General features: G+C 66.2%; 13 protein-coding genes and 3 tRNA genes. 10 read left to right on the top strand and 6 right to left on the bottom strand.

What is annotated here, in order from left to right:
* Positions 1-20 precede the first annotated feature (20 nt).
* Together DTS01S_RS04740 and polA are read right to left on the bottom strand one after the other, a co-directional pair.
* Positions 21-917 carry a dienelactone hydrolase family protein gene (locus tag DTS01S_RS04740; RefSeq protein ID WP_016451120.1) on the bottom strand — a complete coding sequence of 299 codons (897 nt, stop codon included), beginning with the start codon at positions 915-917 and terminating at the stop codon, positions 21-23.
* Positions 918-974: 57 nt separating this feature from the next.
* Positions 975-3818: a DNA polymerase I gene (gene polA / locus DTS01S_RS04735; RefSeq protein WP_016451119.1), complete on the bottom strand. Its 2844-nt coding sequence runs from the start codon at positions 3816-3818 to the stop codon at positions 975-977.
* A 72-nt stretch (positions 3819-3890) separates the two neighbouring features.
* Between polA and DTS01S_RS04730 the strand changes: the two genes are divergently transcribed.
* The 5 genes from DTS01S_RS04730 (at position 3891) to DTS01S_RS04710 (ending at position 9438) form a co-directional block, all read left to right on the top strand.
* Positions 3891-4265, top strand: coding sequence for a hypothetical protein (locus tag DTS01S_RS04730; RefSeq protein ID WP_016451118.1), 375 nt, complete (start codon positions 3891-3893; stop codon positions 4263-4265).
* Positions 4266-4391: 126 nt separating this feature from the next.
* Positions 4392-5348 carry a homoserine kinase gene (locus tag DTS01S_RS04725; RefSeq protein ID WP_061287392.1) on the top strand — a complete coding sequence of 319 codons (957 nt, stop codon included), beginning with the start codon at positions 4392-4394 and terminating at the stop codon, positions 5346-5348.
* A gap of 146 nt (positions 5349-5494) precedes the next feature.
* A complete protein-coding gene (locus DTS01S_RS04720) occupies positions 5495-6328 on the top strand; it encodes a BPSS1780 family membrane protein (RefSeq protein ID WP_016445799.1) in 834 nt (277 codons plus the stop codon).
* A 246-nt stretch (positions 6329-6574) separates the two neighbouring features.
* A complete protein-coding gene (locus DTS01S_RS04715) occupies positions 6575-8527 on the top strand; it encodes a PhoX family protein (protein ID WP_047326594.1) in 1953 nt (650 codons plus the stop codon).
* A 275-nt stretch (positions 8528-8802) separates the two neighbouring features.
* Positions 8803-9438: a hypothetical protein gene (locus DTS01S_RS04710; RefSeq protein WP_016445797.1), complete on the top strand. Its 636-nt coding sequence runs from the start codon at positions 8803-8805 to the stop codon at positions 9436-9438.
* A gap of 24 nt (positions 9439-9462) precedes the next feature.
* Here the strand turns inward: DTS01S_RS04710 and DTS01S_RS04705 are convergent, their stop codons facing one another.
* Positions 9463-11931 carry a UvrD-helicase domain-containing protein gene (locus tag DTS01S_RS04705; RefSeq protein WP_061287391.1) on the bottom strand — a complete coding sequence of 823 codons (2469 nt, stop codon included), beginning with the start codon at positions 11929-11931 and terminating at the stop codon, positions 9463-9465.
* 318 nt (positions 11932-12249) lie between these two features.
* Here DTS01S_RS04705 and DTS01S_RS04700 point away from each other — a divergent pair, with 318 nt between their 5' ends.
* From DTS01S_RS04700 to DTS01S_RS04685, 4 genes are all read left to right on the top strand, one after another.
* Positions 12250-13227: a GMP reductase gene (locus tag DTS01S_RS04700; protein WP_016445795.1), complete on the top strand. Its 978-nt coding sequence runs from the start codon at positions 12250-12252 to the stop codon at positions 13225-13227.
* Positions 13228-13405: 178 nt separating this feature from the next.
* Positions 13406-13481, top strand: a tRNA-Lys gene (locus DTS01S_RS04695).
* A 55-nt stretch (positions 13482-13536) separates the two neighbouring features.
* A tRNA-Lys gene (locus DTS01S_RS04690) sits at positions 13537-13612 on the top strand.
* 47 nt (positions 13613-13659) lie between these two features.
* Positions 13660-13735: transfer RNA gene (locus DTS01S_RS04685), tRNA-Lys, on the top strand.
* 36 nt (positions 13736-13771) lie between these two features.
* Here the strand turns inward: DTS01S_RS04685 and DTS01S_RS04680 are convergent.
* Positions 13772-14770, bottom strand: a complete 999-nt coding sequence (locus DTS01S_RS04680) for a TRAP transporter substrate-binding protein (protein WP_016451115.1) — start codon at positions 14768-14770, stop codon at positions 13772-13774.
* A 267-nt stretch (positions 14771-15037) separates the two neighbouring features.
* On the opposite strand from DTS01S_RS04680, the gene DTS01S_RS04675 reads away from it, so the two are divergent.
* A complete protein-coding gene (locus DTS01S_RS04675) occupies positions 15038-16270 on the top strand; it encodes a multidrug effflux MFS transporter (protein ID WP_016445793.1) in 1233 nt (410 codons plus the stop codon).
* 28 nt (positions 16271-16298) lie between these two features.
* Here the strand turns inward: DTS01S_RS04675 and DTS01S_RS04670 are convergent, their stop codons facing one another.
* On the bottom strand, positions 16299-17768 hold the full coding sequence (locus DTS01S_RS04670) for a sensor domain-containing diguanylate cyclase (RefSeq protein WP_016451114.1): 1470 nt from the start codon (positions 17766-17768) through the stop codon (positions 16299-16301).
* 150 nt (positions 17769-17918) lie between these two features.
* Positions 17919-19985: a DEAD/DEAH box helicase gene (locus tag DTS01S_RS04665; protein WP_061287390.1), complete on the bottom strand. Its 2067-nt coding sequence runs from the start codon at positions 19983-19985 to the stop codon at positions 17919-17921.
* Positions 19986-20286: the final 301 nt, after the last annotated feature.

Here is a 20286-nt window from a genome sequence, read left to right as displayed (position 1 = left end):
GGGGGAAGCGGCGCAGCCGCTCAGGGGGTCACCCCATGCTTATTGAACCAGGCCAGCATTTTTTGCCAACCGTCGCGCGCAGCCTGCTCGCGGTAGCTGGGCCGGTAGTCGGCATGGAAGGCGTGTGGCGCCTCCGGGTAGATCACAAACTCCGAGGCCTTGGCCGCTGCCGAGCCCTGCTTGAGCGCTTCGCGCATGCGCTCCACGGATTCCAGCGGAATGCCCGTGTCCTGCCCGCCATACAGGCCCAGCACCGGCGCCTTGAGGCTGGAGACCAGCTCCAGCGGATGGCGTGGCTGCAGCGCGGTCTTGGCGCCTTCCAGCCGGCCGTACCAGGCCACGCCGGCCTTGACCGGGCCATGGGCCGCATACAGCCAGGTGATGCGCCCGCCCCAGCAAAAGCCCGTGATGGCCACGCGCGCCGTATCGCCGCCCTGCGTGCCCGCCCATTGCACGGCGCCGTCCAGGTCGGCCATGACCTGTTCGTCGGGCACCTTGGAGACCAGCTCGCTCATGAGCTTGGCGATCTCGGTATAGGTCTTGGGGTCGCCCTGGCGCGCATACAGATCGGGGGCGATGGCCAGGTAGCCGGCACGCGCCAGGCGGCGGCAGGTGTCGGCAATGTATTCGTGCACGCCGAAGATCTCGGAGATCACCAGCACCACGGGCACATTCTTCTTGCCGGCGGGCGCGGCGCGGTAGGCCGGCACCTTGAAGCCGTTCACGGTGAAATGCACCTCGCCGGCCGTCAGGCCGTCGGCCGGCGTGGAGATGGCGGTCTGCGCCATCAGCGGCGTGGCCGCGGCGGCATAGCCCAGGCCCAGGGCCGTCTGCAATGCCAGGCGCCGCGTGGGCCCCTCTTCGCTGCTGCGCCCCGGAACCAGGGCCTTCAGGTCTTGCTGCTGATCGTCACGCATGCATCTCTCCTTGGTGGTGGTTGAGAACCGGCCAAGTCTACGATGCGCGCGTGAAGCTCAATGTGCCTTGTCCCAGTTGGGGCCGACGCCCACTTCGGCGAGCAAGGGAACCTTCAGTTCCGCCACGCCGGCCATCAGGCGCGGGATCTCGGTGCGCACCCAGTCCGACTCGCCTTCGGGCAGCTCGAACACCAGTTCGTCGTGCACCTGCATGATGACGCGGACCTCGGACTGCCTGGCATCGAGCTCGGCCTGCACCGCCACCATGGCCTTCTTGATCAGGTCGGCCGCCGTGCCCTGCATGGGCGCGTTGATGGCCTGCCGTTCGGCCGCCTTCTTGCGCGGGCCGCTGCCGCCGTTGATGTCCACCAGGTACAGGCGGCGGCCGAAGACGGTTTCCACGTAGCCGTGGTCGCGCGCGAATTCCACCGTCTCGTCCATGTAGCGCTTGACGCCCGGATAGCGCTGGAAATAGCGGTCGATGTAGGCGGCGGCAGCCTTGGTCTCTATGCCCAGGTTCTTGGCCAGGCCAAAGCTGCTCATGCCGTAGATCAGCCCGAAGTTGATGACCTTGGCATAACGGCGCTGCTCGCTGCTGACCTGCTCCAGCTCCACGTTGAAGACTTCCGATGCCGTGGCCCGGTGCACGTCGCGGCCTTCGTGGAAGGCGCGCAGCAGCGACTCGTCGCCCGACAGGTGGGCCATGATGCGCAGCTCGATCTGCGAGTAGTCGGCGCTGGCGATCACATGGCCGGGCGCGGCAATGAAGGCCTCGCGCACGCGCCGGCCTTCGGGCGTGCGGATGGGGATGTTCTGCAGGTTGGGGTCGTTGCTGGACAGGCGCCCCGTCACGGCCACGGCCTGGGCGTAGTGCGTGTGCACCCGGCCCGTGCGCGGCAGCGCCAGCTGGGCCAGCTTGTCGGTATAGGTGCCCTTGAGCTTGGACAGGCTGCGGTGTTCCAGCAGCTTGGCGGGCAGCGGATAGTCCTCGGCCAACTTCTCCAGCACCTCTTCGTCGGTGCTGCGTGCGCCGGTGGCCGTCTTCTTGACCACGGGCATGCCCAGCTTGTCGAAAAAGATTTCGCCCAGCTGCTTGGGGCTGGCCAGGTTGAAGGGCTGGCCCGCGATGTCGTAGGCCTCCTGCTCCAACTGCACGATGCGCTGGCCCAGATCGTTGCTCTGCCTGGCCAGCGTGGCGGCATCGATGAGCACGCCGTTGCGCTCTATGCGAAACAGGGCCTCGCTGGTGGCGATCTCCAGCTCGTAGATGCCGCGCAGGCCGTCGTGCGCCTGCAGCTGCGGCCACAGCACGCGGTGGACGTCCAGGGTCTGGTCCGCATCCTCGCAGGCGTAGGCGGCAGCCTTGTCCACGGGCACCTGGGCAAAGGGAATCTGGTGGGCGCCCTTGCCGCACAGGTCTTCGTAGCTGATGCCCGTGCGGTTGGTGTGGCGCAGCGCCAGGCTGGCCAGGCCATGCGGGCGGTGCACTTCCAGCACATAGCTTTGCAGCATGGTGTCGTGCACATAGCCGTGCACCTCGATGCCGGCATTGGCGAAGACATGGCGGTCGTACTTGACGTGCTGGCCCAGCTTGGGCCGGGCCGCATCCTCCAGCCAGGGCTTGAGGCGCTGCAGCACTTCGTCGGCCGGCAGTTGCTCGGGCGCGTCGGGGCCGGCATGGCGCAGGGGGATGTAGGCAGCGGCGCCGGGCTCCACGCTCAGCGAGATGCCGACGATCTCGGCACGCATCTCGTCCAGCGAGGTGGTTTCGGTATCCAGGGCCGTGAGTTCGGCGGCGTTGATCTTGGCCAGCCACTGGTCGAACGCTTCCCAGGTCAGCACCACGTCGTAGTCCAGCGCACGCTGCTGGGCGGTCTCGGCCTCGGCGGTGGCGTCGTCGGATTCGGCCTGCTCCTGGGCAAACATGTCGCCCGTGGACTGGTCGGCACGCGGCTTGGCCGCTGGCTTGCGGCCGGCCTTGACGGCTTGCAGCGCATCGGGCTCGGGCGCGGCACCGCCGAGCATGCGTGCCAGCCCCTTGAAGCCGTAGCGCTCATAGAACTCGCGCAGCGGCGCGGTATCGGGCTCGCGCGGCGCCAGCGCGTCGAGCACGGGCAGGGTGGGCACTTCGGCGCTCAGGTCGCAGTCGGTCTTCATGGTGACCAGCTGGCGGCTCAGTGCCAGCTGGCCCGAGGCGATGGCATCGCGCAGGTTCTGGCCAGCCACGCCCTTGATGCCGTCGGCCGCAGCGATCAGGCCGTCGAGCGAGCCGTGCTCGGCCAGCCACTTGACGGCCGTCTTGGGGCCGACCTTGGCAACGCCGGGCACGTTGTCCACGGCATCGCCGACCAGCGCCTGGTAGTCGATCATCTGCGCAGGCGGCACGCCGAACTCGGCCGTCACGCCGGCCACGTCGCGGCGCTTGCCGCTCATGGTGTCCATCACCATGATGTGGGGATCCACCAGCTGGGACAGGTCCTTGTCTCCACTGGAGATGACCACGTTCACGCCCTGGGCGGCGGCCGTCTTGGCCAGGGTGCCGATCACGTCGTCGGCCTCCACGCCCTGGATGGCCAGCACGGGCCAGCCCATCAGGCGGACCACTTCGTGGATGGGCTCGATCTGCGAGCGCAGATCGTCGGGCATGGGCGAGCGGTGCGCCTTGTATTCGGGATAGAGCGCATCGCGGAAGGTGGGGCCGCTGGCGTCGAACACGCAGACCGCGTAGTCGGCCGCCACTTCCTTGCGGATCGCCTGGAGCATGTTGATCATGCCGCGGATGGCGCCCGTGGCGGGGCTTTCCGGGTTGCCGGGCTCGGCGCGCAGATCCGGCATGGCGTGGTAGGCGCGGTAGAGGTAGCTGGAGCCGTCGATCAGCACCAGGGTCTTGGAATTGCTCATGCGCCGATTGTGCACGCGCCGGCAGGGGGACAGGGCGGGACAGGGCCCGCCGCAAGACCTACAATGGAGCCCATGCGCGCCGCTCCACTTCTCATCCTCCTGAGCCTGGCCGCCAGCCCCGTGCTGGCCCAGAACCCCACGCCTGCCCCGGCTGCCTCCACCGCCCCCGCGGCGGCGACCGCCGGGCAGACCGCGCCGGACACGGCCAGGCCCGAGGCCCGCGACCGAAGCAACCAGCGCGTGGAACGCATCCATGTGGAAGACGAAGGCAGCCGCGTTGACGAACTGCGCGTGGGCGGCCAGACCCGAAGCATCACCGTGCAGCCCAAGGTCGGCGACATGCCCTCCTATGAGGTGCAGTCCAACGACGGCGCCCGCTCCTCCCGCAACCGCGGCGATGGCGACGGCACCAACGGCACGCGCGTCTGGAACCTCAAGAAGTTCTGATCCTCACCGGACTGTCCGGGCCCCGGGCCCGGCGGCATCCCAGGGGGCAGCACCTGACGGCGCTGCCCTCTTTCCATATCTGACGACAACGATTTCCGCCGAGCCGCGCTGGCCGGCAATGCAAACATGGCCGTTTTCACCGAAGTCTCCGACAAAGATGCGCGCGAGCTGCTGCGCCGCATGTCCCTGGGTTCCTTCAAGGAGCTGCGCGGCATCCAGGGCGGCATAGAGAACACCAACTACTTTCTCACCACCGAGCAGGGCGAGTGGGTGCTGACGCTGTTCGAGCGCCTGACGGCCGAGCAACTGCCCTTCTACCTGTACCTGATGAAGCATCTGGCGCAGGCCGGCATTCCCGTGCCCGACCCTCAGGCCGAGACGCGCAGCGGCGACATCCTGCTGCGCGTGTGCGGCAAGCCCGCCTCCATCGTCAACCGCCTTCCCGGCAGGAGCGAGCTGACCCCCCAGCCCGCACACTGCGCCGCCGTGGGCGAGATGCTGGCGCGCATGCACCTGGCCGGCCGAGACTACGATCGCCAGCAGCCCAATCTGCGCGGCCTGCCCTGGTGGAACGAGACCGTGCCCACGGTGATCCCGCACATCGACGCACCCACCGCCGACCTGCTGCGCTCCGAACTGGCCTTCCAGAACCATGTGGCCGCCTCGCCCGCCTATGCGGCCCTGCCGCGCGGCCCCGTGCATGCCGACCTGTTCCGCGACAACGTGATGTTCGAGGGCGAGCGCCTGACCGGCTTCTTCGATTTCTACTTCGCAGGCGTGGACAGCTGGCTGTTCGACTTGGCGGTGTGCCTCAACGACTGGTGCATCGAACACGCCACAGGCGCCCATGACGCGGCCAAGGCCAAGGCCATGATCGATGCCTACCAGTCCGTGCGCCCCCTGACCGCCGCCGAGCGAGAACTGTTCAACCCCATGCTGCGCGCGGGCGCGCTGCGCTTTTGGATCTCCCGCCTGTGGGATTTCCACCTGCCGCGCGAGGCCTCCATGCTCGTTCCCCACGATCCCACGCATTTCGAGCGCGTGCTGCGCCAGCGCCTGGCCCGCCCCGTGGCGCTGGACTGACGTCCCAGGCCGGCCACGACGCGGCTGCCGGAGGGCTTTGCGGTCCACGGGCCGCGCTTCCTCGGGTACAGTCCCCGTTCGGGCGCCAGCGGCGCGGCCCATGCCAGAGGCCATGCCCCATCCAGGCGCCCCGACTTCCTCACCCCATGAAACTTCTCATCGTTCCCGCCCGTACCGGCCTGCAATGGGTGCAGCAGGGCATCCGCACCTTCCGCCAGCAGCCGCTGGCGCTGGCGGCACTGTTCTTTCTGTCGATGGCGGCCATGTCGCTGGTCACGGTGCTGCCGCTGATCGGCCCCGTGATCGCGCTGGGCCTGCTGCCGGCCACATCGCTGGCCATGATGGTGGCGGCGGCCGAAGCCTCGCACGGGCGCGCGCCCACGCCGGCCCTGCTGCTGGTGGCCTTTCGCACCGGGCGCCAGCGCCTGAATTCCATGCTCACGCTGGGCGCCATGTATGCGGCAGGCTTCTTGCTGATCATGGGCCTGTCCATGCTGGTGGACGATGGCCAGTTCGCCAATGTCTACCTGGGCGGCGAGCCGCTGACGCGCGAGATCGCCGAATCGCCCGACTTCCAGGCCGCCATGTGGCTGAGCATGGGCCTGTACCTGCCGCTTTCGCTGCTGTTCTGGCATGCGCCGGGCCTGGTGCACTGGCACAACGTGCCGCCGGTCAAGGCCGTGTTCTTCAGCCTGGTGGCGTGCGTGCGCAACATCGGCGCACTGGTGGTCTTCGGCCTGAGCTGGATGGGCGTGTTCATCGTGGCCGGCATCGTGATGGCACTGATCTCGGCCGTGCTGGCCCAGGTGCTGGGCGGCATTGCCAACGGCCTGATGATTGCCACGGCCATGCTGCTGGCCGCCATGTTCTTCACCTCCATCGTCTTCACCTTCCGTGACTGCTTTGCGGCGCCCGATGAAAGCGATGGCAGCGACGCCATCGGCACCGAACCGCCGCAGCCGCCCGGACTGTCCGGCTGACGCCTGCACGGCACCAGATCACCAGGCCCCTTTCGAGGGGCTTTTTCTTTGCCGTTTCTCTGTCGTGCCAGCGGCCACCTGGGCGTCCACATGACGCAGTCACTGTTGTGTCATACGGATGCCATCGCTTTGTCACAGTGCCTGCCTAGCATGCCGTGCGGATGCATAGCCAGCGAGTGCGCAGCGGCATCCCGGCCCATCCCGCCCCCGATGGGCTGATGCAGACAACCCCACAACGGAAGCCCCATGTCCCAATCCACGATGCTCTCCCGCCGCAAGGCGCTGCAATTCCTGACCGGCGCCCCCCTGCTGCCGCTCGGCTCCGCCGTGTCCGCCGCCGGCCTGCTGACCGCCTGCGGCGGTGGCGATGACGGTCCCGCGAAGAACTATGTGGCGGCCAGCTTCACCTCCATGGCCGCGCCCACGCTGGCCAACCCCCAGGCCATGGCCCGGATGACCGTGGCCTCGCAGCTCAAGGTGCAGTACAGCGACAACAGCGAGCAGAGCTTCGACCTGGGCTACCAGCCCTTCTTCGTGACCGGCGACGAAGTGCCGGACGGCAAGGGCGGCAAGATCCTGGCCGGCGGCTACTACGACATCAACAACAACAAGATCATCGACCGCACCGTGGCCGGCAGCGAGCGCCACTTCTTCTCCGATGCGCCCGACGGCACCTCGCTGCTGACCGTGCCCAATGCCAAGGTGGATGGCGTCAAGGGCAAGCCCGTGTTCGCCGTGGTGCAGTTCGAATACACGACCTGGGCGCAGGATGGCAAGACCGACATGTACGGCAAGCTGCCCTCGCCCATCGCCGTGCTGACGCTGGACCAGGACCAGACCACGGGCAAGCTCAGCCTGGTCAAGTACCACAACGTGGACACCTCCAAGGTGCACGGCCTGTGGATCACCTGCGGCGCCAGCCTGTCGCCCTGGGGCACCCATCTGTCCAGCGAAGAGTACGAGCCCGACGCCTTCGCCACCGGCAATGCGCAGTTGCAGGCCTTCAGCCAGAACCTGTATGGCGACCAGACCAAGGCCAACCCCTACCACTACGGCCACATGCCCGAAGTGACGGTCAACGTGGACGGCACGGCCAGCATCAAGAAGCATTTCTGCATGGGCCGCATCTCGCACGAGCTGGTCCAGGTCATGCCCGACCAGCGCACGGCGCTGATGGGCGACGACGCCACCAACAGCGGCTACTTCGTCTTCGTGGCCGACAAGGAAAAGGACCTGTCCTCGGGTTCGCTGTACGTGGCCAAGGTGGGTGCGGGCTTTTCCATCGACCCCGCATCGGGCAGCGCCGCCGCGCTGACCTGGATCAAGCTGGGCTCGGCCACCAGCGCCGAGATCGAGCAGTTGGCCAACACGCTCAAGCCCACGGACATCATGACCGTGGCCAAGACCGATCCGGGCGACGCCAGCTACACCAAGATCACCGCCAACGGCAAGGTGGAGTGGATCAAGATCAACCCCGGCATGGAAAAGGCCGCCGCCTTCCTGGAAACCCACCGCTACGCCGCCTTCAAGGGCGCAAGCATGGGCTTCACCAAGATGGAAGGCACGACCGTCAACGCCAAGGACAAGGTGGCCTACTCGGCCCTGCAGAACTGCGAAAAGTCCATGGTGGCCGGCGATGCGCTGAACGTGGCAGGCAATGGCGTGTCCATCCCCAAGCAGCTCAAGGCCGGCGCCGTGATGGCACTGAACCTGCGCGGTGGCCAGAAGGACACGGCCGGCGCCGCCATCAACAGCGAGTGGATGCCCGTGGACACCAAGGCCCTGCTGGCCGGCGAGGACATCAGCGCCGACGCGCTGGGCAACACCGGCAACCCGAACAAGATCTGCAACCCCGACAACCTCAAGTTCTCGGAGAAGATGCGCACCCTGTTCATCGGCGAGGACAGCGGCCAGCACGTCAACAACTTCCTGTGGGCCTACAACATCGACACCAAGCAGCTGTCGCGCCTGATGTCGATTCCCGCAGGCGGCGAATCCACGGGCCTGCACGCCGTGGACGAGATCAACGGCTGGACCTACATCATGAGCAACTTCCAGCACGCCGGTGACTGGGGCAGCATCCACAACGTGGTCAAGTCCACGCTGGACCCGCTGATCAGCACCAACTATCGCGGCAAGTTCGGCGCCGCCGTCGGCTACCTGACCGGCACCGCTTCCCAGCCCAAGCTGTCGGCCTGACCGCCGCCACAACGCCCCGCCGCCCTGCGGCGCGTGGCGCCACAACAAGAAGGCCATGGATTTCCATGGCCTTTTTGCATGCCTGCGCCGCAACTGCATGGATGTCATGAACCCGACTCCTGGCGTGCAAAACAAGAGTCATTCTCACCTGGTCGCTATAATTTCTGATGCATTGCGGCGTCGCTAGCCCGCCATCGCACCATCTTCAGCCCCGCCGGATCACGCCCCTCAAGGCCCGGCAGGCGCACGCAGAGCCACACCACAGGAGAGACTCCATGACCCCAGCTTCCCGCATCCTTCGCAGCACGGCCTCCGCATGGCTGGCGGCCGCTGCCACCCTGGCGGTGCCGGCCGCGCATGCCGACTATCTCTGGCTGCAGCAGGACGCAGGACAGGCCCGGGCCTATGCCGGAGAACTGCGCAAGCCGCTGCAACAGCTGCCGGCCCTGGAGGACGCCAAGCAGGTCCTGCCCGACGGCAAGAGCCTTCCCCTGAAGGCCGAGGCCAATCATTTCACCGCGGACGCAGGCCAGGGCGATGTGCGCATCGCCGCCACGCGCCCCGGCGCCAATGGCGTGCTGACCTATTACCAGGCCCGTTTCGGCCGCAACGACACCAAGGCCGTGAACGACCTGGAGCTGGTGCCCACCACGGCGGGCGGCGATACGTTCCAGCTGGTGTTCAAGGGCCGCAAGGTCGCGGCCAGCCAGGTCAATGTGCAGACCAGCGAGGGCTGGTACCGCACGCTCACGCCATCGCAGGACGGCACGGTGAGCTTCAAGCCCTACTTCCCGGGCCTGTACGTGCTGGAGGTGACGGCGCGCGTGGACAACGGCTCGGTCACGCTGGACGGAAAGAAGTACACCGACGTGCGCCACACCACCACGCTGAGCTTCGAAGTCAAGCCCTGACCGCCGGACACGACGGCCCGGCCCTCACTCCACGACCGTGAGCTTGGCAATGGACAGCGCCAGCCACTTCGTGCCGTGGCGCCCAAAGCTGACCTGGGCACGCGCGTCGTCGCCCGTGCCTTCCAGGGCCAGCACCTTGCCTTCGCCGAACTTGTTGTGGAACACGTTCAGGCCCACGCGCAGGCCGTGGCCCGGGTCGGCCTTTTGCGGCGGCACGGGCGGGCTGGCGAAGACCTCGCTGCGCCAGCCTTCGGCCTTGCTGCCGAAGCCGCCGCGATCGCGTGAGCCATAGCCGCCACCACCGCCGCCACCGGGGCGGGGCGCGTAGCTGCCAAAGCCGCCCTGCTTGGGGGTGATCCACTTGAGCGCCTCTTCAGGCAGCTCGTCGAAGAAGCGGCTCTTGACGTTGTAGCGCGTCTGCCCGTGCAGCATGCGCGTCTGCGAATGGCTCAGGTACAGGCGCTTGCGCGCGCGGGTGATGGCCACATAGGCCAGGCGGCGTTCTTCCTCCAGGCCGCCCCGGTCCATCATGGCGTTCTCGTGCGGGAACAGGCCCTCCTCCACGCCGCCGATGAAGACGGCGTCGAACTCCAGGCCCTTGGAGGCATGCACGGTCATCAGCTGCACGGCGTCCTGGCCTGCCTGGGCCTGGTTGTCGCCAGCCTCCAGCGCCGCGTGCGTCAGGAAGGCGGCCAGCGGCGACAGGGTCTCGCCGGTATCGGCATCGACCATGCCGGCCACGGTGCCGGCCGGCGGCGTGAGCGGCGTGTCCAGCAACGGCAGCGCAGGGTCCAGGCCCTGGCTGGCGGGGCTTTGCGTCAGCGCCCTGGCGCCGTCGTGCTCGTCCAGCGGCAGGGCCACGGCATCGCGGCCAAAGCCTTCCTGGGTGACAAAGCTCTCGGCCGCGTTCACGAGTTCCTGCAGGTTCTCGATGCGGTCGGCGCCTTCCTTTTCGTTGCGGTAGTGCTCGAGCAGGCCGCTTTCTTCCTCGATGGCCTCGATGATCTCGCGCAGCGTGCGGCCCTGGGTCTGCTCGCGCAGCACGTCGATCTTGGCGACAAAGCCTGCGAGCTTGGCGCCCGGCGCGCCCGGCACCGCCGAGACGGCATCGTGCAGCGAGCAGCCCGCGCTGCGCGCCGCGTCCTGCAGCGTCTCCACGCTGCGCGCGCCGATGCCGCGCGGTGGGAAGTTCACCACGCGCAAAAAGCTGGTGTCGTCGTGCGGGTTCTCCAGCAGGCGCAGGTAGGCCAGCGCATGCTTGATTTCGGCGCGCTCGAAAAAGCGCAGCCCGCCGTACACGCGGTAGGGAATGGCGGCATTGAACAGCTGCGATTCGATCACCCGGCTTTGCGCATTGCTGCGGTAGAGCACGGCGATTTCCTGGCGCTGCCAGCCGTCCTTTTTCACAAGCTGCTGGATTTCCTCGACCATCCACTGCGCCTCGGCCATGTCGGTGGGCGCCTCGTAGATGCGCACGGGCTCGCCCGGGCCCTGGGTGGTGCGCAGGTTCTTGCCCAGGCGCTGGCTGTTGTGGCTGATGAGCGCGTTGGCGCAGTCCAGGATGTTGCTGTAGGAGCGGTAGTTCTGCTCCAGCTTGATCTGCTGGCGCACATCGAACTCGCGCACAAAGTCCTGCATGTTGCCCACGCGCGCACCGCGAAAGGCGTAGATGCTCTGGTCGTCGTCGCCCACGGCGATCACGCTGCCCAGGGCATGCAGGCGGCCATCCACCACGTCGCCCGCCAATTGCTTGAGCCACTGGTATTGCAGCTTGTTCGTGTCCTGGAACTCGTCGACCATGATGTGGCGAAAGCGCCGCTGGTAGTGGGCGCGCAGCGCGGCGTCGTCGCGCAGCAGCTCGAAGGAGCGCAGCATCAGCTCGCCGAAATCGACCACGCCTTCGCGCTGGCACTGCTCCTCGTAGAGCTGGTAGATCTCGACCTTCTTGCGCGTGTCCGGGTCATTGGCCACCACGTCGCCGGGGCGCATGCCCTCTTCCTTGCAGCCGGCAATGAAGTACTGCAGCTGCTTGGGCGGGAAGCGCTCGTCGTCCACGTTGAACTGCTTGCACAGGCGCTTGACGGCCGACAGCTGGTCCTGCGTGTCCAGGATCTGGAAGGTGGACGACAGCCCTGCCGCCTGGTGGTGGGCACGCAGCAGCCGGTTGCACAGGCCGTGGAAGGTGCCTATCCACATGCCGCGCACGTTGTAGGGCAGCATGGTCGACAGGCGCGCCAGCATTTCCTTGGCCGCCTTGTTGGTGAAGGTCACGGCCAGGATGGAGCCCGGCGTGGCCTGGCCCGTCTGCAGCAGCCAGGCGATGCGCGTGGTCAGCACCCGCGTCTTGCCCGAGCCGGCGCCGGCCAGGATCAGCGCATGGCCGGCCGGCAGCGTGACGGCAGCGAGCTGCTCCTCGTTGAGGTTGGCCAGCAAAGGGGAGTTGGAGGCGGGTGCGGCACCGGAGGCGCCGTCGAGCAGATCGATCGGGAACATCCCGGCATTGTAGGAAGCGCCCCGGCCTGCGGGGAAAGCCATGCTGCATTTCCCGCATTCGACACATGCAGCGCATCTTCCCGGTCCATAACGCCATTGCTATAACCGCTATATCGACAGGGCGCCCGGGCCCGCCGCCGGCAACGTATAGAATCAATCACCGGGCCCAAGTTTCTTGCGGTCCGGTTTTTTGTGCCCGGGCCACAGCCGCCCTGGCGACGCGGCCCGCCCGCGCCGCCCGCAAGACCGGCCTCCAAGCCAAGCGCCCCATCGCGGAGGGATGTTCCTGCCGCGACCTTTCATGGAGCTTGGAATCAAATGGAAATCTTCGACTACGACAACATCCTGCTGCTGCCGCGCAAGTGCCGCGTGGAAAGCCGCTCGGAGTGTGATGCCAGCGTGGAGCTGGGCGGTCGGTCCTTCCGCATCCCGGCCGTGCCGGCCAACATGAAGACGGTGGTGGATGAAAGCATCTGCACCTGGCTGGCCCGCAACGGCTACTTCTACGTGATGCACCGCTTTGACCTGGACAACGTGCAGTTCGTGCGCGAGATGCAGGGCAAGGGCTGCTTCGCCTCCATCTCGCTGGGCGTCAAGAAGCCCGACTACGACACCGTGGACCGCTTCGTCGCCGAAGGCCTGTGCCCCGAATACATCACCATCGACATCGCCCACGGCCATGCCGACAGCGTGAAGAACATGATCGGCTACCTCAAGGAAAAGCTGCCCAAGTCCTTCGTGATCGCCGGCAACGTGGGCACGCCCGAAGCCGTGATCGACCTGGAGAACTGGGGCGCCGACGCGACCAAGGTCGGCATCGGCCCCGGCAAGGTCTGCATCACCAAGCTCAAGACGGGCTTCGGCACGGGCGGCTGGCAGCTGTCGGCGCTCAAGTGGTGTGCGCGCGTGGCCACCAAGCCCATCATTGCCGACGGCGGCATCCGCAGCCACGGCGACATCGCCAAGAGCGTGCGCTTTGGCGCCACCATGGTGATGATCGGCTCGCTGTTCGCGGGCCATGAGGAATCGCCGGGCCAGACGGTCGAGGAAAACGGCCAGCGCTTCAAGGAGTACTACGGCTCGGCCTCGGACTTCAACAAGGGCGAGTACAAGCACGTCGAAGGCAAGCGCATCCTCGAGCCCGTCAAGGGACTTCTGGCCGACACCCTGATCGAGATGGAGCAGGATGTGCAAAGTTCCATCAGCTACTCGGGCGGCAAGAAGCTGATGGACATCCGCAAGGTCAACTACGTGATCCTGGGCGGTGACAACGCAGGCGAACATCTGCTGATGTAAGCGCAGACACCAAGGCAAGGCGGCTTCGGCCGCCTTTTTTTGTGCCTACGTTCCCGACGTCACGCAGGCCGCGCATGCCCAGATCGCGCCATGAACCAAAAAATTGGCGTGTCTTCCTGCAAGCATGCCAAAAATGCCGCATAATTGCGGTCTCGTTTGCAGCGCAGACTTGTTTTTGGGGCTCTTAGCTCAGCTGGTAGAGCAGCGGACTCTTAATCCGTTGGTCGAGTGTTCGAATCACTCAGGGCCCACCAAAAATTCCTTTTCAGCCTGGATTCATCCAGGCTGATTCCTTCGGAATACCCGAGGGGGCTCTTAGCTCAGCTGGTAGAGCAGCGGACTCTTAATCCGTTGGTCGAGTGTTCGAATCACTCAGGGCCCACCAAGAATTCCTTTGCCTGATCTCTTCAGGCAGCCACGCAGAAATACGTGGGGCTCTTAGCTCAGCTGGTAGAGCAGCGGACTCTTAATCCGTTGGTCGAGTGTTCGAATCACTCAGGGCCCACCACCAACACCCCGAAAAAGGCACTCAGCGCACCGGCGCTCAGTGCCTTTTCTTGTTGTACTCCATCAGCACCGACATATTGCTGCTGCCGGCCTTGGCTACCCACTCGCGACCAAAGCGCTCGCCCACCAAATCCAGCATGTGGCGCAGATCCGCCGAAGGCGCGGCCACGGACACCTTGTTATCGGCAAGGATCTTCTTGCCCAGCTCATCGGCCTGCTGGGCCAGCGCCCAGCCCTCTTTTTCAGCCGACTCGGCAGCGCGGCCGATGGCCTGGCGCTCGGGCTCGGTGAAGCCCCTCCAGGCAAGTTCGCTGACGCAAAGCATGTTCTTGGGAATCCAGGCCTTGATATCCAGAAACACCTTCATGGCCTTCCAGGCCTGGATGTCGGCGCCCGTGGCGCTGGAGGTAATCATGGCATCGATGCCACCTTGCTCCACAACGGCACCCAGATCGCCTGCGGCAATCACCACCGGCTGCGCCCCCCAGAGCTCGGCCAACCGCTTGGTCGCATCGCTTTGCACACGCAGCCTGAGGCCCTTGAGATCCGCGATGCTGTGGACCGGGCGCCGGCTCAGGAGACCCTGCGCCGGCCAGGGCACGGCAAACAGCAGGCGCGCGCCCTGCTGGGCCAGCAAGAACTCCTGCAGCACGGGGCGGGTCAACTGCCACAGGCGCGCGGCCTCGTCAAAGCCACGCACCATGAAAGGCAGCGAGTCCATGGCCAGCAGCGGGTGGATATCCGCACAGGACGACATGAGCACTTCGCCGAACTGGAGGTCATTGCGCTTGAGCGCAGGCAGCACCTGCGCCATGGGCTTGAGCGCCGAGCCGGACACCACCTCGATCTCCAGCGACTGCCGGGTGTCGGCACCCACGCGTGCCGCGAAATTGCGCAGGTTCTGCGTGTGGAAGATGCCATCGCCATAGGCCGCCGACAGCTGCAGCCGGTGGCCCTTGGACCAGGCAGCGCCGGCGGTCAGTTGCAACGCGGCCGGAGCCAGGCCTGATATCAACGTGCGGCGAGAAACAGTCATGAAAGATCCTTGGCGAAAGCGCCCAGAACCATGCCATCCACCCGACGGCGGACCTGTGCATGCGGGCGGAAAAGATAAATTCTATCGATATTTATATCATTTAGATACAAACTATCGATCCATTCCATCGCCCAGGTCATTCGCCAAGCCATCCGTCACACCGGATTCCAGCCAAGCCGCTACAGTGTCACCCTGCCGCAGACGCATGAGTGTGCGGCCCTCTTCTGCGCCTGTGGCCCGCCTGCAGCGCACAACCGCCTCGCCTGCATGCCACAAAATGTTTCCCCGCTCTGGCAGGGCCCGCGCTGGGCCCTGGCCGTCCTGCTTGCCATCCTGGGCATGCTGGGGCCGTTCTCGATCGATACCTACATCCCGGCCTTCTCGGGCATCGCCCAGGCCTTGAACGCCACGCCGCTGCAGATGCAGCAGACGCTGTCGGCCTATCTGTTCGGCTTTGCCTTCATGAACCTTTTCCATGGCGCCATGGCCGACAGCTTTGGCCGCCGCCCCGTGGTGCTATGGGGACTGGCCGTGTTCACGCTGGCCTCGGCAGGCTGCGCGCTGTCGCAGAACATCACGCAGCTGGTGCTGTTCCGGGCGCTGCAGGGACTGTCCACGGGCGCCGGCATCGTGGTGTCGCGCGCCGTGGTGCGCGACCTGTTTCCGCCTGCCCAGGCCCAGCGCGTGATGGCCCAGATCACCATCTTCTTCGGCATTGCCCCGGCGCTGGCGCCGGTGCTGGGCGGCTGGCTGTTCGTGCACCTGGGCTGGGCGGCCGTATTCTGGTTCCTGACGCTGGTGGGCGTGCTGCTGTGGAGCATCAACTGGCGCTTTCTGCCCGAGTCTCTGCCGCAGGCGCAGCGCCAGCCCTTCCGGTTCAAGCCACTGATGCAGGGCTACAAGGCGCTGTGCAGCGATCCGCGCTTTGTGCTGCTGGCCTTTGCCAGCGGCGTGCCCTTCAACGGCATGTTTTTGTACGTGCTGTCGGCCCCCGCCTTCCTGGGCGACCTGCTGCACCTGCAGCCGCAGCAGTTCTTCTGGTTCTTCGTGATTTCGATCTCGGGCATCATGGGCGGCGCCTGGGTGAGCGGCCGGCTGGCCGGGCGCATTCCACCCAAGCACCAGATCCGCCACGGCTTCGTGATCATGTTCGTGGTGTCCATCGTCAACCTGGTTGCCAACCTGATCTGGCCTGCCCATGTGAGCTGGGCGTTGATTCCCGTGGGTGTGTTCGCCTTCGGCTGGGCCATGATGGTGCCCGTCGTGACCTTGCTGGTGCTGGACATCCATCCCGAGCGGCGCGGCCTGGCCTCATCGCTGCAGGCCGTGGTGGGCTCCACGGCCAATGGCATCGTGGCCGGCGTGCTGGCGCCTCTGGTGATGCATTCGACGGTGCTGCTGGCCCTGGGCTCGATCAGCATGATGCTGATCGGGCTGGCGTCGTGGATCTACCTGCATCACCGCTGGCCCGAAATCGGGCGGCATGCCTCGGAGGCCTGAAGGCCACTGCTCCCGGGATCCCGGGCGTCTATGCCCGGCCCGCGCGGCGGTCCAGCATTTTTTCCTTGTAGTAGCGCGCCTTTTCGGCATACATGGCCTGGTCCGCGCGTGACACGGTGGCCTCCAGCTGGCTGCCCTCGTTGCAACAGGCCACGCCCATGGACAGGCTGACCAGCTGACCCGGATAGAACTGGTTGTTGAGCTCCAGCAGGGACAGGATGCGCTCCTTGACGGCTTCGGCGCCGCGCTCGTCCGAGGCTGGCAGCAGCACCATGAATTCGTCGCCGCCCACGCGTGCCGCACAAGCGGGCGCATCCACGGCCTTGGTCAGCACTTCGCCCACGCGGCGAAGCATGTCGTCGCCTGCGGCATGGCCATGCTCGTCATTGGCCTCCTTGAGACCATTCATGTCGATGGCGATCACGGCCAGCGGCCACGGCCCCTTGCGCGCCAGGCGGTTCAATTCCTCGATATAGAAGGCGCGGTTGCGCAGTTGGGTGAGCACGTCGTGCTTGCCCAGGTATTCCAGATAGGCCTCGGCCTTCTTGCGTGCCGTGATATCCACCAGGGACAGCAGCACCAGCCCCCAGTCGTCCGCATGGCCGTCCAGCACGGCCAGCTGCATGTGGATGTGCAGCGTGTCGCCCGACAGCGCGTAGTTCACCACTTCGCGGTGCTGCACGAGCTTGCCGTTCCACAGGTCCTGGAGTTGATCGGCAAAGGAGTCGATCATTTCATCGCGGAAGATGCGGCCCAGCCGGCTCAGCAGCTGCAGCTTGTCGGTGGCACCGAACATGCGCAGCGTCTGGCGGTTCACGTCGATGACGCGAATCTCCTGCATGCAGCGCGAGATGAATTCCGGATGCACCTTGAGGAAGGTGGCGAAATCGCTGATGCCCTGGGCGCGCACATCGTCGAGCAGGCGCTTGATGGAGCTGAAGTCCTCGACCCACAGCGACACGGGCGAGTACTCGAACAGGTCGCGCGAGTATTGCTCGCTGCGGTGCAGCTGCCGCGTGCTGCGCATCTCGGCCGTCACGTCTTCCAGCGACACCAGCACGCAGTCCCAAAGCTCCTCATGGCCGGGCAGGATGCGGCCACGGATCTGCACGTCCAGCCGGCGCCCGTCCAGCGTGTAGTTGGCGGTGCGGTTGGCAAAAGTCGGCGAGCCCTTCCAAAGCTCCTGCAGCTCGCAGGCCAGGCCAGCATGCATGTCGTCACGGAACACCTGGCCCAGGCTGTCGAGAAAGGTCTGCTGGTCCGCGGCGCCGAACAGGTCCAGCGTGCGCTGGTTGACGCGAACCACCCTGAGCGCGGCACTGCACTGCTGCAGTGCCTGCGGATGGGCAGAAAAATGCGCCTGCAGATCGGTCACGCCCTGTGCTCGCCACTGGTCGAGCAGGCGCTTGAGCGCGCTGTAGTCCTCCAGCCATAGCGAGACGGGGGCCAGTTCGAACATGTGCTCAAAATCCACACTGGACGCGATCAAAGACTCCACAGGGCACCTCCGCGCCGCGATTATGGCAGTCGCAGAGCCCGCCAGACAGCAGGTTCTGCGCCACGAACACAGGCAGCGCCAGGCAGGCAGGCGGATTGCCCAAAAAAAACCGGCCCCGAAGGGCCGGTCTGCATGCAAAGCCGGAATCGATCAGCGCACGGCGCGCTTGCGATCGCCGCCCTGGGGCGAGTAAGGCTTGGGAGCGCTCTTGCCAAAGGCCGGACGGCGCTCACCACCGCCGAAGCCGCCGCGGGATTCACCGCCGAAGCCACGCGATTCACCGGATGCACCACGGAAGCCGCCATCGCGGTGGCCGCCATCGCGGTGGCCGCCATCGCGGGGAGCACCCTCACGACGGTCGCCGCCGCGCGCAGCGCCACGGTCGCCGCCGAAGCCACGGCCTTCGCCGCCACGGCCAAAGCCGCCTTCACGCGGAGCCTGGCTGTAGCCGCCTTCACGCTGGCCCTGGCCAAAGCCGCCTTCGCGCTGACCCTGGCCGAAGCCGCCTTCACGCTGGCCGCCACCGAAGCTGCCGAAGCCGGCCTTGCGGCCATAGCCTTCCGAATCACGGCGGGGGCCGAAGCCACGGTCGCCACCGCGATCACCAAAGCTGCGCTCGCGGTCACCACCGCCGAAGCCGCGGTCGCCACCGAAACCACCACGACCACCGCCGGCGGAGCCTCGGCGATCACCACCACGGCCTTCAAAGCCGCCGCCACGACGGCCGCCACGGCCTTCGTTGCCGCTGGGTGCGCGCTGTGCAGGCTCGAGACCAGGAATCACCTCGGCCTTGAATTGCTGACGGCTGTAGCCTTCGATATCGAAAATGCGGCGGCGGTCACGGAATTCCGCGAACGTCACGGCCACGCCTTCGCGACCGGCACGACCCGTGCGGCCGATGCGGTGGGTGTAGTCCTCGGCCTTCATGGGCAGGCCGTAGTTGAAGACGTGGGTGATGGAGGGCACGTCAATGCCGCGTGCCGCCACATCGGTCGCCACCAGCACCTGCACCTGGCCGCTGCGCAGCGCCATCAGGCGGCGGTTGCGCAGGCCCTGGCTCAGGGCGCCGTGCAGCGCCACGGCCGAGAAGCCGTCCTGCTGCAGGTCGTTGGCCAGGCCGTCGCACTCGACCTGGGTCGATGCGAAGACGATGGCCTGGTTGATGGTGGTGTCGCGCAGCCAGTGGTCCAGCAGCTTGCGCTTGTGCTGGGAGTTGTCGGCCCAGAACAGCACTTGCTTGATGTTGGCGTGCTTTTCCTGGGGCGTGTCGATGGTGACCTTCTTCACGCCCGATCCGCCGTCATGCATCACGCGCATGGCCAGCTGCTGGATGCGGGGCGCGAAGGTGGCGCTGAACATCATGGTCTGCTTGCGCTGGGCCGTCAGGTCGTTGACTTCGGCCAGATCGTCCGAGAAGCCCAGGTCCAGCATGCGGTCGGCCTCGTCGACCACCAGGAACTGCACCTGGTCGAGCTTGATCTGCATCGAGCGCTGCAGGTCCAGCAGACGGCCAGGCGTGGCCACCACGAGGTTGGCGTTCTGCAGCTTGGCAATCTGCAGCTGGTAGGGCATGCCGCCCACCACGTTGGCAATGCGGATGCCACGGCAGTGCTTGACCAGTTCGATGGCGTCATGCGCCACCTGCTGAGCCAGCTCGCGCGTGGGGCACAGGATCAGGGCGCCGGGAACGGCCGCCTTGAAGTTGCGGGGATTGGTGGGGTCCTTGCGCTTGTTGCGCTTGGGCGTGGGCTGGCCGCTGGCAGTGGCCTCGGCGCACTGGCGGTCATATTCGGCGCGGATGGCGGCTTCCTCGTCAGCCTTTTGCTGGATCAGCGTGTGCAGCACGGGCAGCAGGAAGGCGGCGGTCTTGCCCGAGCCGGTCTGGCTGGAAACCATCAGGTCGATGAAGGCCTGATCACCACTGCCCATGGCCAGGGGAATGGCTTGCGCCTGCACGGCCGTGGGCTGGGTGTAGCCCAGATCGGCAACGGCGCGGACCAGCTCTTCAGCTAGGCCCAGCTCGACGAAGGCGTTGGGGAGTTCGGGAGCTGCCTGAGCGGCTTCGGCGCCCTCGACGGTTTCAGCAGCGGCCTGCGACTCGGCGGCCTGCTCGGCACCGGCAACGGCGGCGTCCAGCACGGAAGAGGCTTGGGCAGCGCAAGCAAAAGAGGAATCGGCAGCGGCAATGATGCCCTGCTCTTGAGAGATGTCGTTCATGAATGGCTCTAACGAAAAGCACGCGCAGTCAGCGATCTGCCACGCTTTTCTCGACGGTTGGGTCAACATCCACCGTCAGACTTGACCGGCCCTTCGCAAAAGGGCGGATGGGCGTTTTCGGCTGGTCCGAAACCGATGGTCCCGCCATCCATGAAAGCCTTCATGGAGGTCTGTGGACATCGACCTCAGACACACAGCGCAGGAGCCCTTGTGTGATGGAGATGTGCAAATTGCCCCTTGTTGATGGAGGCAAGCTGTAGATTGTCGCACTCCTGGGGTTTTCCCGCAAGCCCCCCTGCAC

It is taken from the genome of Delftia tsuruhatensis NBRC 16741 (assembly GCF_001571325.1).
In the GTDB taxonomy this organism is placed as follows: Bacteria; Pseudomonadota; Gammaproteobacteria; order Burkholderiales; family Burkholderiaceae_C; genus Comamonas; species Comamonas tsuruhatensis.
This window is presented reverse-complemented; position numbering and strand designations above follow the sequence as displayed.